Origin of the sequence: Rhodopseudomonas sp. G2_2311, from assembly GCF_047501505.1 — a bacterium.
GTDB classification, from domain to species: domain Bacteria; phylum Pseudomonadota; class Alphaproteobacteria; order Rhizobiales; family Xanthobacteraceae; genus Rhodopseudomonas; species Rhodopseudomonas palustris_H.
On record NZ_JAZDRK010000012.1, the window covers coordinates 118,792 to 132,228 of the forward strand.

A 13,437-nucleotide genomic window follows, 5' to 3' on the forward strand; every position below is an offset into this window, starting at 1 on the left:
GGTGCTTACCCCTTCGCCGGACGGAATTGCGGAAGGGTGAGATTGTCGTCGATCTTCTGGAAGGTGACTTCCAGCTTCATGTCGAGTTCGAGCGCCTCCGGGGTCTGCGGGCACTCCAGGATGTTGCTCATCATCCGCGGGCCCTCTTCGAGCTCCACGACCGCGATGGCGTAGGGCTCGGTGAAGCCGGCCGCCAGCGGGCGGTGATTGATCACGTAGGAATACAGGGTGCCGTTGCCGGAGGCCTTGAACACGCTGACCTCGCGCGAGCCGCATTTCGGGCAGAAGGGGCGGGGCGGGAAGTACGCATGAGCGCAGGAATCGCAGCGCTGAAGCCGCAGTTCGCCTTGCTTGGCGCCGTCCCAGTAGTGCTGGGTTTCCGGAGTGATCTTGGGACGTGCGCGTGCGGGTTCAGCCATGTCTTAGTTTTCTCCCTGAGCTGGCTCGTGGGCCCATCGGTTGTGGCGTCTTGATGCGATATCGCTCCGTCAGCGTCAACACGCGCAGGGCGCGGAGCCGTGTGCAGGAATTGTATTCCGCAAAGCGGACAATCGACCATGGCGAGCGATGCGCTGCACGCGGAGCCGGAACCGCCTTCGCCGCGGATGGCAAACCGTCACTTTCCGCGCTACTGAATAAGCCGATGATCCTCATGTACGATCGAGGCGCGCCGCAGCGCGCGGCCGGTCGGCTCCCAGCGGAATGAACACTATGACCCGACATCCCACGCTCGCCGCCCTCGCGGCCGATCTCGAAGCCGGCCGCACCACCGCCCGCAAGCTGGTGGAGGACTGTCTGGCGCGGATCGACGATCCGGCCGGCGAGGGCGCGCGCGCCTTCATTCACGTCGACCGCGACGCGGCGTTGCAGGCAGCGGATGCGATGGACAGGCTGCGCGCCGCCAACGCGGCGCCGTCGCCGTTCGCCGGCATTCCGGTCTCGATCAAGGATCTGTTCGACATCAAGGGGCAGGTGACCCGCGCCGGCTCGCGTGCGCTCGACGATAATCCGCCGGCCGAGGCCGACGCGCCGACGGTCGCGCGGCTGAGGCGCGCCGGCTTCGTGGTGATCGGCCGCAGCAACATGACCGAGTTCGCCTATTCGGGCATCGGCATCAACCCGCATTACGGCACGCCGAAAGCCGTCTATCGCCGCGACGTCGGCCATGTGCCGGGCGGCTCGTCGTCGGGCGCCGCGGTGTCGGTCGCCGACGGCATGGCGCATGCCGGGCTCGGCACCGACACCGGCGGCTCGTGCCGGATTCCGGCAGCGTTCAACGGCATCGTCGGCTACAAGCCGTCGCAGGCCCGCGTGCCGCGCGACGGCGCGGTGCCGCTGTCGTTCTCGCTCGACTCGATCGGCCCGCTGGCGCGCAGCGTCGCCTGCTGCGCCGCGCTGGACGCGATCCTGGCCGACCAGCCGGTGGTGCCGCTGAGCACGCGGCCGCTGAAGGGGATGCGGATCGCGGTCCCCTCCACGGTGGCGCTGGATGAACTCGACGCCGTCGTGAAGGCCGCATTCGACCGCGCGCTGACTACGCTGGCCAGTCATGGCGTGATCGTCGAGCAGATCGAGGTGCCGGAGTTCAACGACGTCGCACCGCTGAGTGCGAAAGGTGGCCTGACCGCCGCCGAGAGCTACGCCTGGCACCGCTATCTGGTCGTCGCGCAGGGCGACGTCTACGATCCGCGGGTACGCGAGCGCATCCTGCGCGGCGAGACCCAGAGCGCCGCGGACTACATCGATATCGTGACCGCACGCAAATCGCTGATCGAACGCGCCACGGCGCGGCTGGCACCCTACGACGCGGTGGCGATGCCGACCACCGCGATCGCCGCGCCGACCATTGCCGAACTTGCCGACGACAAGGCGTTCACCAAGGCCAATCTGCTGGCCTTGCGCAATTGCACGTTGATCAACATGATCGACGGCTGTGCGATCTCGCTGCCGTGCCATCGGGACGGCGAGGCGCCGGTCGGGTTGATGCTGGCGGGCGTCAATGGCACCGACCGCGAGATCTTCGAAGTCGCGGCCGGCATGGAGGCGGTGATCCGTGGTTGATCTTGCCTTCACGCTCGCCGCTGCCGGCGGCCGCACCCAACTGACGCTGCCGATTACGACGGCGGTGATCGCCGGCTGGACCGGGCGCGATCCGGTGGCGCGCGACCACCACATTGCCGAACTCGAGGCGCTCGGCATCGCGCGGCCGGTGTCGACGCCGATCTACTACCGCGTCGCCGCGGCGCGGCTCACCTCCGCGCCGGTGATCGAAGTGTCCGGTGGCGACTCGTCCGGCGAAGTCGAGTTCGTGCTGATCGGCCATCAGAGCCGCATCCTGGTCGGCGTCGGCTCCGACCACACGGACCGCAAGGTGGAAGCCTATGGCGTCACCGTGTCGAAGCAGATGTGCGACAAGCCGGTGGCACCGGAGCTGTGGGAGTTCGGCGACATCGAGGCACATTGGGATCGCATCGTGCTGCGTTCCTACGCCACGATCGGGGGGACGCGCGTGCTGTACCAGGAGGGCACGCTCGATGCGATGCTGCCGGCGCGCGAGCTGATCGCCCGCGGCTTTGGCGGCGCGAGCCTGCCCGATGGCTGCGCGCTATTCGGCGGCACCTTCGCCGCCAAGGGCGGCATCCGCCCGGCATCACGTTTCGAATTCGAGATCGACGATCCCGTGCTCGGCCGCGTCATCCGCCATGGCTATGACGTGGTGGAGCTGCCGATCTTGGGGTGAGCAAGGCGCAAGCGCACCATCATCACCGATCGTCATTCCGGGGCACGCGCGAAGCGCGTGAGCCCGGAATCCCGAGGTTGTGACGAAGGCTGGCGGCGCAGAACAGCTCCGGGTTCCGGGTTCGCGCTCCGCGCGCCCCGGAACGTCGGTGCCAGACGGCCATGAGCCGCTAACTCACTCCTTCGCCGTCACCACGCTGAATGTGCCGTTGGCGCGGGCGCAGCGGGTGCCGTCGGTGGTGACGAAGCACTGCGCGACGCACAGCTTGGCGCCGACCTTGATCACCTCCGGCTCGATCTGCAGCCATTGGCCGATCTTGGCGGGACCGATGAAGTCGATGGCCAGCGACGACGTCAACAGCCGCGCGCCGCCGCCGAGCTTGAGGCCGCAGCTGTAGCCCATCGCGTTGTCGGCCAGCGCCGTGATCAGCCCGCCATGGGCGAGACCGCGCGAATTGGTGTGGCATTCGCGAATCTGCAGGCCGAGCATCACCGCATCCGCCGTGGTCTTGGCGTAGAGCGGCTCCCACGGCGCGGTGAGCGGGCTCGAACGGCTGTGGCGCACGAAGCCGTCAGGAATGCTGTCAGGCGCTGGGATGGAGTTCTGATCCGGTTCGGTCGTCATGCGCGTCGCTCGCCTCCCTGCATCGAACACCTTTAGACCGCACCGCAGCATCGTCCGCAACGCCGACAAAGTTTGAAGCGTGGTTTGAGAGGGTGTTTGAAACGGCCGGCAGGGGGGCGGGCTGATTGCACCGCTGCTTCGACAGCCTGGCGTTCGTCATTCCGGGGCACGCGCGTCAGCGCGTGAGCCCGGAATCCATAACTACAGCCGTGATTAGAGCTTGTGGAGGTTCGATCGTCCCAGAATACAAGCGCAGCGCTTATGGATTCCGGGCTCGCGCTCCGGAATGACAATGGCTAAGCCGTGAATGGCGGCGGCTCTGCGTCGTCTCAATACGGCAGGCCGACGTAGTTCTCCGCCAGCGAGGTGATCGCGGCCTTGGAGTTGACCAGGTAGTCCAGTTCGGCGGTCTGGATGCGCTGGGAGAAGGCGTCGCTGTCGGGGAAGCGGTGGAGCTGCGAGGTCATCCACCAGGAGAACCGCTCGGCCTTCCACACCCGGCGCAGCGCGTTGGCCGAATAGGCATCGATGCCGGCCTGCGACTTCTCGGCGTAGTATTCGCGCATGGCGCGCGACAGGTAGTACACGTCGCTGGCGGCGAGGTTGAGGCCCTTGGCGCCGGTCGGCGGCACGATGTGGGCGGCGTCGCCGGCGAGGAACAGCCGGCCGAACCGCATCGGCTCGGCGACGAACGACCGCAGCGGCGCAATGCTCTTTTCGATCGACGGCCCGGTGACCAGCTTGCCGGCGGTCTCCGGATCGAGCCGGCTCTTCAGCTCGTCCCAGAACCGGTCGTCGCTCCAGTCGGCGACGTCGTCGGTGAGCGGGCACTGCACGTAATAGCGGCTGCGGTGCATCGAGCGCATCGAGCACAGCGCAAAACCGCGGTCGTGGTTGACGTAGATCAGCTCGGGCGACACCGGTGGGGTGTCGGACAGCAATCCGAGCCAGCCGAACGGATACACCCGCTCAAACGACTGCACTGCGCTGGCCGGCACGCTCTGCCGGCTGATGCCGTGGAAGCCGTCGCAGCCGGCGATGAAATCGCACACGATCTCGCGCGTGGTGCCGTCCTTGACGTATCGCACCTTGGGGTGGGCACCTTCGAAGTCGTGCAGGCTGACGTCGGCGGCATCGTAGATCGTGGCAAGGCCAGCGGCATTGCGCGCTTCCATCAGGTCGCGGGTGACCTCGGTCTGGCCATACACGGTGACGCTCTTGCCGCCGGTCGCGCCTTTCAGATCGATGTGATGCCGCTTGCCGGCGAACGCGATCTCGAAGCCACCGTGCACCAGCGCCTCCTGATGCAAGCGGGTCGAGACGCCGGCCTCGTCGAGCAGATCGACCATGCCCTGTTCGAGCACGCCGGCACGAATCCGCGACAGCACGTAGTCCGGATCCTTGCGTTCCACGATGACGGCGTCGATGCCGTATTTGTGCAGCAGCTGGCCGAGCAGCAGTCCGGACGGACCCGCGCCGATGATGGCCACTTGTGTCCGCATGGTCGTTCCCCCGATGATGTTGTCGCCTCGTTACGGGACCGTCACGAAGCCGTCTAGCCGCCGTCCGGTGTCTAGCAGCTATTACGCGGCCGTCACTTGCAATGATGGTTATAACCTATAACAATGCGCCCCAAAGGCCGATTGAAGCCGACCAAGGGAGAGAGCTCGATGAGGAAGACTCTGCTCGCGCTGCTGCTTGCCGCCAGCGTGACACCCGCGCTTGCGCAGGACAAAACCGTCAACTGGAAAGTCTCGCTGTGGGTGCCGCCAGCGCATCCGCTGGTGCCGGCGACCAAGGCGTGGGCCGAGGACATTCAGAAAGCCTCCGGCGGCAGCATCCGGATGACCGTGTTCCCCTCCGAGCAACTCGGCAAGGCATTCGACCATTACGACATGGCGCGCGACGGCATCGCCGACGTCACCTACGTCAATCCCGGCTATCAGCCCGGCCGCTTCCCGATCGTCTCCGCCGGCCAGCTTCCGTTCGTGTTCAAGGACGGCAAGAAGGGCACGTTGGCGCTGAACGAGTGGTACCACAAATACGCGCCGACCGAGATGAAGGACACCAAGCTGTGCTTCGCCTTCATCCACGATCCGGGCGCGCTGCACGGCAAGAAGAAGGTGCTGCTGCCGTCCGATATGAGCGGCCTGAAGGTGCGGCCGGCGCAATCGACCATCGGCGAAATGGTGAAGCTGTTCGGCGGCACCAATGTGCAAGCCTCGGCGCCGGAATCGCGCGACGCGCTGGAGCGCGGCGTCGCTGACGAGATCACCTTCCCGTGGGGGTCGGTGTTCCTGTTCGGCATCGACAAGGTGGTCAAGTATCACATGGACGTGCCGCTCTACACCACGGTGTTCACCTACAACATCGGGCTGAAGGCTTATAACGCGCTGTCGGACGCGCAGAAGAAGATCATCGACGACCACTGCACGCCAGAATGGGCCTCCAAGGTCACCGACCCCTGGACCGATTTCGAGGCCAATGGCCGCGTCAAGATGAAGGCGCTGCAGGACCACGAGGTCTATCCGCTGACCGATGCGCAGCTCGCCGAATGGAAGAAGGCGACCAAGCCGCTGCGCGACAGCTGGGCCGAGCAGGTCAAGAAATCCGGCGGTGATCCCGCCGCGGTCGAAACCGATCTGCAAAACGCGCTGAAGAAGTACGACGCGGGGTTGTGAGCCTCTGCGTGGTCGTTCCGGCATGCGCGTATCGCGCGCAGACCCGGAATCTCGCGGTCGCACGATCGAGATTCCGGGTTCGCTCGCTGCGCGAGCGCCCCGGAATGACTTTTTCATTGTGATTGACGCAATACCAACGATCGAGCTCCGATGAGTTCTCCTCCCGACGACAAGCTCCGCGACCGGCTGCCTGGCGCCCTGACGACGCGGCGCTTCTCCAAGAACGGCATGGACCGCTTCATCGACGCGATCGAATGGATCGCGGCGTTCTTCGTCGGCATCGTCGCGCTGAACACGTTTCTCGCCGTGTTCATGCGCAAGTTCTTTTCGGTGACAATCCCGGATTACTACAATTTCGGTCAGTTCATGCTCGGCGTGCTGATCTTCTGGGGTATTGCCGCCACTTCCTACCGCGGCTCGCACATCACCGTGGATCTGGTGTGGGCGGCGGCGTCGCCGCGCTGGCAGCGGATCATCGATATCTTCGCCACCCTGGTCCTGCTGTTCGTCGTCAGCGTGCAGACCTACACGCTGTTCGACAAGGTGGTGACCACCAAAGCCGACCACATCGTCACGATGGACCTCCAGATCCCGATCTGGCCGTTCTATCTGGTGTCGTGGATCGGCGACGTCTCCGCCGTGCTGCTGATCGCGATTCGAACCTTCCGGCTGATCTTCCATCCGGAGCAGATGCGCGAAGTGCGCATGAAGCCGGTGGAGTAGCTAGCGATGCTGACCAACGAGACCGTGGCCGCGATCGGCTTCATCAGCCTGTTCGTCCTGATGCTGCTGCGCGTGCCGGTCGGCATGGCGATGGGCCTCGTCGGCGTCACCGGCTTCGGCTATCTCACCGGATTCGAGCCGGCGCTGAAGCTGGTCGGCCAGACCACGATGCGCACCGTCACCGACTATTCGTTCGGTGTGATCCCGATGTTCCTGCTGATGGGCGCGTTCGTGTCGGCGTCGGGCATCAGCCGCGAGCTGTTTCGCGCCGGCAACACAATCGTCGGCCACTGGAAGGGCGGGCTCGGCATCGCCACCATCGCGGCCTGCGGCGGCTTTGCGGCGATCTCCGGTTCGTCGGTCGCGACCGCCGCGACCTTCTCGGCGGTGGCCTATCCGGAGATGCGCCGGTTCGGCTATCCGCAGTCGTTCTCGACCGGCGTGATCGCGGTCGGCGGCACGCTCGGCGCGATGCTGCCGCCGTCGACCGTGCTGGCGGTGTACGGCATCATCACCCAGCAGGACATCGGCAAGCTGTTCATCGCCGGCATCCTGCCGGGCCTGCTGGCAATCGTGATGCACATGATCACGATCTGGATCATCGGCGTGGCGCGGCCGGGATTCCTGCCCGCGGGGCCGAAGAGTTCGTGGGGCGACCGCCTCGCGGCGTTCCGCGACGTGTGGTCGCCGCTGCTGCTGTTCTTGTTCGTGATCGGCGGGCTGTATGGCGGCTTCTTCATCCCGACCGAGGCCGGCGCGGTCGGCGCCGTCGGCGCGTTCCTGATCGGCATCCTGCGCGGCAAGCTCGACCGCGAGGGCATCCTGCAGTCGCTGCTGCAGGCGACCCGCACCGCGGCCGCGGTGTTCACCGTGCTGATCGGCGCGCTGTGCTTCGGCTACTTCCTCACCATCACCCAGACGCCGCAAGTCGTCACCGAGTTCCTCACCGGGCTCGGCATTGGCCCTTACGGCGTGCTGGCGCTGATCCTGCTGATGTATCTGGTGCTCGGCTGCCTGATGGACGCGATGGCGATGGTGATCCTGACCGTGCCGATCGTGTTTCCGGTGGTCACGGCACTCGGCTTCGATCCGATCTGGTTCGGCATCATCATCGTGATGACGGTCGAGCTCGGCCTGATCCACCCGCCGGTTGGTATGAACGTGTTCGTGATCAAGAGTGTGATCAAGGACGTCAGCATGTCCACGGTGTTCGCCGGCGTGCTGCCGTTCGTCGTCACCGACCTGATCCGGCTGGTGATCCTGATCGCGTTCCCGATCATCGCGCTGTGGCTGCCGATGCGGATGATCGGGTAGTTCGAAAACCTCGTCATGGCCGGGCTCGTCCCGGTGATCACCGTGGATGTATGCGATGACCCCGACCCTCGAAACCAAATACGCCTTCACCATCACGGCGCGGATCGGCGAGGTGACGTCGGCCGGCGAGATCGGCAGTGGCGTGCGTCGGATCATTCCGATTCTCGGCGGCGAGGTGAAGGGCGAGGGGATCAGCGGCAACGTGCTGCCGTTCGGCGCCGACTTCCAGATCATCCGGCCGAACGAACTGATCGAGCTCGAAGCCAAATATGCGTTCGAGACCGATGACGGCGCGGTGGTCTATGTCGAGAACATCGGCATCCGGTTCGGGCCGGTCGAATTGCTGCAGAAGCTGAAGCGCGGCGAGCCGGTCGACCCCAAGCTGATCTATTTCCGCACCCGGCCGCGATTCGAGACCGGCCACCCGAACTATCAGTGGCTGATGCAGCATTTGTTCATCGGCTCCGCCGCCCGCCACGCCGACCGCGTCGTGATCGACGTGCATCAGGTGTTGTGAAGCCTCCTTCCTAACCTCTCCCCGCGTGCGGGGAGAGGTCGGATCGGCGCGAAGCGCTGATCCGGGTGAGGGGGCGCTTCCACACGGCCGAGCCGCACGGATTCGCGGATAGCTGCCCCTCACCCCAACCCTCTCCCCGCAAGGGCGGGGCGAGGGAGCGCGCCATGCTTGGCTGCTAGTCCCGGCGAGAATTCGAGCCGATCGCTGAGCGCCGCTCGCAATGCCGATTGACGCCGGGCTCAAGCGATTGTTATGATCTATAACTATTCTGCACAGGACGTAATAAGTGCTCACAGGAAACGCTCAGGCCGCGACGCTCGCGGACCCGTCGACGCTTGTCGTCGATACCGTCGGCCCCGTGCTGACGATCGGTCTCAATCGCCCCAAGAAACGCAACGCCCTCAATGACGGGCTGATGGCGGCGCTGAAGGACTGTCTCACCGACATTCCGGATGAGATCCGCGCGGTGGTGATCCACGGCATCGGCGATCACTTCTCGGCCGGCCTCGACCTCTCCGAACTGCGCGAACGCGACGCTACCGAAGGGCTGGTGCATTCCCAGACCTGGCATCGGGTGTTCGACAAGATCCAGTACTGCCGGGTGCCGGTGATTGCGGCGCTGAAGGGCGCTGTGATCGGCGGCGGGCTCGAGCTCGCCTGCGCGGCGCATATCCGCGTCGCCGAGGCGTCCGCCTACTACGCGCTACCCGAGGGCAGCCGCGGCATCTTCGTCGGCGGCGGCGGCTCGGTGCGGTTGCCGCGGTTGATCGGCGTCGCCCGGATGGCCGACATGATGCTGACCGGGCGCGTGTATTCGGCCGCCGAGGGCGTCATGCACGGCTTTTCGCAATATCTGATCGACAATGGGGCGGCCTATGACAAGGCGCTGGAGCTCGGCAATCGCGTCGCGCAGAACGCGCCGCTGACCAATTTCGCGGTGCTCCAGGCGTTGCCGATGATCGCCGAGGCCAATCCGCAGACCGGCCTGTTGATGGAATCGCTGATGGCGACCGTGGCGCAGAGCGACCAGGAAGCCAAAACGCGGATACGCGCTTTCCTCGATCACAAGACAGCCAAGGTTCGGCCGAGCTGAACGGAGCCGTGATGGACGCCATGACCGATCCCATTGCATTCGCCGCTACTGCCGACGGGCGTGACGCGGCTCACCCGCTGCGCGATATCTCGTTCGGCGAGATCGGCATCGCCACCGAGCGCAAGCCGGATGGCACGATCTACGTGCGCTCGACCACCACGCTCACCGATTATCCGGTGCGGATCACCGACCGGCTGCATCATTTTGCCGAGATCGCGCCGGACCGGGTGTTCATGGCCGAGCGCAATGGCGAAGGCGGTTGGCGCAAGATCAGCTATGCCGAGATGCTGCGCGCCGCGCAGACCATCGCCTCGGCGCTGATCGCGCGCGGCCTGTCGGCCGAGCGGCCGGTGATGATCCTGTCCGGCAACTCGATCGACCATGCGATCGTGATGTTCGGCGCGCTGTATGCGGGCGTGGCAATGTGTCCGGTGTCGCCGCCATATTCGCTGGTGTCGAAGGATTACGGCAAGCTGCGCCACATCGTCGGGCTGCTGACCCCCGGCCTGATCTTCGCTGACGATATCACCGCCTTCGCGCCCGCGATCCTCGCCACCGTGCCGGAGGACGTCGAGCTCGCTGCCACGCGCGGCGAGGTGAAGGGGCGCAAGGTGACGTCGCTCGCCGAATTGCTTGCGACGCCGGAGCATCCTGAGCTGGCCGCCAAGCACGAGGCGATCGGCCACGACACCATTGCGAAGTTTTTGCTGACCTCGGGATCGACCGGCAATCCGAAAGCGGTGATCAACACCCAGCGGATGATCTGCGCCAATCAGGTGATGATCCGCGAGGCGATGGCGTTCCTGAAAGACGAGCCGCCGGTGATCGTCGACTGGCTGCCGTGGAATCACACCTTCGGTGGCAACCACAATATCGGCCTGACGCTGTTCAACGGCGGCTCGATGTATATCGACGACGGCAAGCCGACGCCGGCCGGGATCGCCGCCACGATCCGCAATCTGCGCGAGATCGCGCCGACGGTGTATTTCAACGTCCCGAAGGGCTACGAGTCGCTGCTGCCGGTGCTGCGCGAAGATCAGCAGCTCCGCAAATTGTTCTTCAGCCGCCTGCACGCGATGTTCTTCTCGGGCGCCAGCCTGGCGGCGCACGTCTGGAGCGGGCTCGACGAGGTTGCAGTTGCGGAGACCGGCGCGCGGGTGCCGATGCTCACCGGCCTTGGTGCGACGGAGACTGCGCCGTTCTTCATGTCGGTGACGCCGCAGACATCGCGGTCGGGCCATGTCGGTCTGCCGGTGCCGGGCAACGAGGCCAAGCTGGTGCCGAACAACGGCAAGCTCGAAGTCCGCGCCAAGGGGCCGAACATCACGCCCGGCTATTGGCGCGCTTCGGAGTTGACCGAGAAGGCGTTCGACGAGGAGGGCTTCTACAAGCTCAACGACGCGCTGAAGCCGGTCGATCCCAACGATCTTTCGAGAGGCTTCGATTTCGACGGCCGCATCTCGGAGGACTTCAAGCTGGCGTCGGGCACCTGGGTCAGCGTCGGTCCGCTGCGCGCCAAGTTCATCGCCGCCTGCGCACCGCTGGTGCGCGACGTGGTGATCGCCGGGCTCGACCGCGATTACGTCACCGCGCTGGCGATCCTCGATCCCGACGGCTGCAAGCTGATCAACGCCACGCTGCCGCTGGAGGATCTGGCTGGAATGGCGGCCGATCATCTGATCCGCGAGGCGTTCCGCGAACGCTTCGCCACGCTGCTGATGCAGGCGACCGGCTCGTCGAACCGCGTCACCCGCGCCGTGCTGCTCGGCGAGCCGCTGTCGATCGATAAGGGTGAGATCACCGACAAGGGCTCGGTCAACCAGCGCGCCGTGCTGGAATATCGTGCCGCGCTGATCGCAGACCTGTACGCAGACCCGCCGCCCGCGTATGTGATCGCGCTGGAGTGAGGGGCAATGGCCTCCGTCATTCCGGGGCGCGGACGCAGTCCGCGAACCCGGAATCCCGAGATGATCTGTGCAAGAGATTCCGGGTTCGCCGCTGCGCGGCGCCCCGGAATGACCAACTGAGAGCTAGGCGACTGTAGATGTTCACCAACCGCCGTGAGGTGCAGATCCAGTGGGGCGATTGTGACCCGGCGGATATTGTGTACTACCCGCGTTACTTTGCGATGTTCGACGACTCCACCTCGGCGCTTTTTGTCGCAGCCGGATGCTCGAAGCGCGACCTGATCAAGGTCTATAGTCTGGTCGGGATTCCGATGGTGGACACCCGCGCCAAGTTCTACATCCCCTCGACCTATGGCGATGTGATCAGCATCGAAAGCCGGATCGAGCGGTTCGGTCGTTCCAGCTTCGAAGTGGTGCATAAGCTCTTCAAGGGCGAACAGCTGGCGCTCGAAGGCTTCGAGACGCGGGTGATGGTCGGTCGTCATCCGGACGATCCAGGCCGGTTGAAATCGGTGCCGGTGCCCGAGGAGGTGAAGGCGAAATTCATGCGGGGCTGACTCGCCGCCGGTGATGCCGTAAACAAGACGACAAGATCGCGCCGAACACGGCCGATGCCATAACAGAGGGAGGAGGAGAACGTGACCAAGTTCAAGCTATCCGCTACGGCGATCGCCGTGGCCCTCGCGTTGCCGGGATTGTCCGGTGCCGCTCTTGCCGAAACCAACGAAATCACCATCGGTATCACCGTCACCACCACGGGACCTGCGGCGGCGCTCGGCATTCCGGAGCGCAACGCGCTCGAATTCGTGGCGAAGGAAATCGGCGGCCATCCGCTCAAGGTGATCGTGCTCGACGACGGCGGCGACCCGACTGCCGCCACCACCAACGCGCGGCGTTTCGTCACGGAGTCCAAGGCCGACGTGATCATGGGCTCGTCGGTGACGCCGCCGACCGTGGCGGTCTCCAACGTCGCCAACGAAGCGCAGGTGCCGCACATCGCTCTGGCGCCGCTGCCGATCACGCCGGAGCGCGCCAAGTGGTCGGTGGCGATGCCGCAGCCGATCCCGATCATGGGCAAGGTGCTCTACGAGCACATGAAGAAGAACAACATCAAGACCGTCGGCTACATCGGCTATTCCGACTCCTATGGCGACCTCTGGTTCAACGACCTGAAGAAGCAGGGCGAGGCGATGGGCCTGAAGATCGTCGCCGAAGAGCGCTTCGCGCGTCCGGATACGTCGGTCGCCGGCCAGGTGCTGAAACTGGTGGCCGCCAATCCCGATGCGATCCTGGTCGGCGCCTCCGGCACCGCCGCGGCGTTGCCGCAGACCACGCTGCGCGAGCGCGGCTACAAGGGCCTGATCTACCAGACCCACGGTGCGGCCTCGATGGACTTCATCCGTATCGCTGGCAAGGCGGCGGAGGGCGTTCTGATGGCGTCGGGTCCGGTGATGGATCCGGAAGGTCAGGATGCCAGCGCGCTGACCAAGAAGCCCGGCCTCGAGCTCAACTCGGCTTATGAAGCCAAGTATGGCCCGAACAGCCGCAGCCAGTTCGCCGCGCACTCGTTCGACGCCTTCAAGGTGCTGGAGCGGGTGGTGCCGGTGGCGTTGAAGACCGCCAAGCCGGGCACGCAGGAATTCCGCGAAGCGATCCGCAAGGCGCTGATCAGTGAGAAGGACATCGCGGCGAGCCAGGGCGTGTACAGCTTCACCGAAACCGATCGCTACGGCCTCGACGACCGTTCGCGCATCCTGCTGACGGTGAAGGACGGCAAGTACGTGATGGTGAAGTAGCCCCATCGCGCCGGCGGCATCCTGCCTGCGCATTGCGAAGCC

The 13,437-nt window shown here is 65.3% G+C and carries 13 protein-coding genes; 10 read left to right on the forward strand and 3 right to left on the reverse strand.

Features of this window, described 5'->3' with window-relative positions:
- Window positions 1–5: 5 nt before the first annotated feature.
- Window positions 6–419, reverse strand: a complete 414-nt coding sequence (locus VRZ08_RS16480) for a Zn-ribbon domain-containing OB-fold protein (RefSeq protein ID WP_013503432.1) — start codon at window positions 417–419, stop codon at window positions 6–8.
- A gap of 292 nt (window positions 420–711) precedes the next feature.
- On the opposite strand from VRZ08_RS16480, the gene VRZ08_RS16485 reads away from it, so the two are divergent.
- Complete coding sequence (locus VRZ08_RS16485) at window positions 712–2,061, forward strand: amidase (RefSeq protein WP_414533227.1); 1,350 nt, start codon at window positions 712–714, stop codon at window positions 2,059–2,061.
- On the forward strand, window positions 2,054–2,740 hold the full coding sequence (locus tag VRZ08_RS16490) for a DUF2848 domain-containing protein (RefSeq protein WP_414533228.1): 687 nt from the start codon (window positions 2,054–2,056) through the stop codon (window positions 2,738–2,740). The genes VRZ08_RS16485 and VRZ08_RS16490 overlap by 8 nt, the downstream gene beginning before the upstream one ends.
- 174 nt (window positions 2,741–2,914) lie before the next feature.
- On the opposite strand, the gene VRZ08_RS16495 is transcribed toward VRZ08_RS16490, so the two are convergent.
- Window positions 2,915–3,364 (reverse strand): PaaI family thioesterase, encoded by a 450-nt coding sequence (locus VRZ08_RS16495; RefSeq protein WP_414533229.1) that lies wholly within the window; start codon window positions 3,362–3,364, stop codon window positions 2,915–2,917.
- Between the two features lie 329 nt (window positions 3,365–3,693).
- On the reverse strand, window positions 3,694–4,866 hold the full coding sequence (pobA, locus tag VRZ08_RS16500) for a 4-hydroxybenzoate 3-monooxygenase (protein WP_414533230.1): 1,173 nt from the start codon (window positions 4,864–4,866) through the stop codon (window positions 3,694–3,696).
- Between the two features lie 168 nt (window positions 4,867–5,034).
- Here pobA and VRZ08_RS16505 point away from each other — a divergent pair, with 168 nt between their 5' ends.
- From VRZ08_RS16505 to VRZ08_RS16540, 8 genes are all read left to right on the forward strand, one after another.
- Complete coding sequence (locus VRZ08_RS16505) at window positions 5,035–6,045, forward strand: TRAP transporter substrate-binding protein (RefSeq protein ID WP_414533231.1); 1,011 nt, start codon at window positions 5,035–5,037, stop codon at window positions 6,043–6,045.
- A gap of 228 nt (window positions 6,046–6,273) precedes the next feature.
- Complete coding sequence (locus tag VRZ08_RS16510) at window positions 6,274–6,768, forward strand: TRAP transporter small permease (protein WP_041810326.1); 495 nt, start codon at window positions 6,274–6,276, stop codon at window positions 6,766–6,768.
- A gap of 6 nt (window positions 6,769–6,774) precedes the next feature.
- The gene (locus tag VRZ08_RS16515) at window positions 6,775–8,082 is read left to right on the forward strand and encodes a TRAP transporter large permease (protein WP_414533232.1); all 1,308 of its coding nucleotides are present in this window, start codon (window positions 6,775–6,777) and stop codon (window positions 8,080–8,082) included.
- Window positions 8,083–8,137: 55 nt separating this feature from the next.
- Window positions 8,138–8,599: a DUF3237 domain-containing protein gene (locus tag VRZ08_RS16520; RefSeq protein WP_414533233.1), complete on the forward strand. Its 462-nt coding sequence runs from the start codon at window positions 8,138–8,140 to the stop codon at window positions 8,597–8,599.
- A 286-nt stretch (window positions 8,600–8,885) separates the two neighbouring features.
- Window positions 8,886–9,692 (forward strand): crotonase/enoyl-CoA hydratase family protein, encoded by an 807-nt coding sequence (locus VRZ08_RS16525; RefSeq protein ID WP_107343755.1) that lies wholly within the window; start codon window positions 8,886–8,888, stop codon window positions 9,690–9,692.
- Between the two features lie 11 nt (window positions 9,693–9,703).
- Entirely contained in the window at window positions 9,704–11,599 is a 1,896-nt protein-coding gene (locus VRZ08_RS16530; RefSeq protein WP_414533234.1) for a feruloyl-CoA synthase, read from the forward strand.
- A gap of 137 nt (window positions 11,600–11,736) precedes the next feature.
- Window positions 11,737–12,156, forward strand: coding sequence for an acyl-CoA thioesterase (locus VRZ08_RS16535; RefSeq protein WP_414533235.1), 420 nt, complete (start codon window positions 11,737–11,739; stop codon window positions 12,154–12,156).
- Between the two features lie 81 nt (window positions 12,157–12,237).
- Window positions 12,238–13,395, forward strand: coding sequence for an ABC transporter substrate-binding protein (locus VRZ08_RS16540; RefSeq protein ID WP_107343758.1), 1,158 nt, complete (start codon window positions 12,238–12,240; stop codon window positions 13,393–13,395).
- Window positions 13,396–13,437 lie beyond the last annotated feature (42 nt).

Bases quoted from the DNA above. Each gene is read 5' to 3' on its own strand.
- VRZ08_RS16480 (WP_013503432.1), bottom strand. From the start codon at position 419: ATGGCTGAACCCGCACGCGCACGTCCCAAGATCACTCCGGAAACCCAG.
- VRZ08_RS16485 (WP_414533227.1), top strand. From the start codon at position 712: ATGACCCGACATCCCACGCTCGCCGCCCTCGCGGCCGATCTCGAAGCC.
- VRZ08_RS16495 (WP_414533229.1), bottom strand. From the start codon at position 3,364: ATGACGACCGAACCGGATCAGAACTCCATCCCAGCGCCTGACAGCATT.
- pobA (WP_414533230.1), bottom strand. From the start codon at position 4,866: ATGCGGACACAAGTGGCCATCATCGGCGCGGGTCCGTCCGGACTGCTG.
- VRZ08_RS16505 (WP_414533231.1), top strand. From the start codon at position 5,035: ATGAGGAAGACTCTGCTCGCGCTGCTGCTTGCCGCCAGCGTGACACCC.
- VRZ08_RS16510 (WP_041810326.1), top strand. From the start codon at position 6,274: ATGGACCGCTTCATCGACGCGATCGAATGGATCGCGGCGTTCTTCGTC.
- VRZ08_RS16515 (WP_414533232.1), top strand. From the start codon at position 6,775: ATGCTGACCAACGAGACCGTGGCCGCGATCGGCTTCATCAGCCTGTTC.
- VRZ08_RS16520 (WP_414533233.1), top strand. From the start codon at position 8,138: ATGACCCCGACCCTCGAAACCAAATACGCCTTCACCATCACGGCGCGG.
- VRZ08_RS16530 (WP_414533234.1), top strand. From the start codon at position 9,704: ATGGACGCCATGACCGATCCCATTGCATTCGCCGCTACTGCCGACGGG.
- VRZ08_RS16535 (WP_414533235.1), top strand. From the start codon at position 11,737: ATGTTCACCAACCGCCGTGAGGTGCAGATCCAGTGGGGCGATTGTGAC.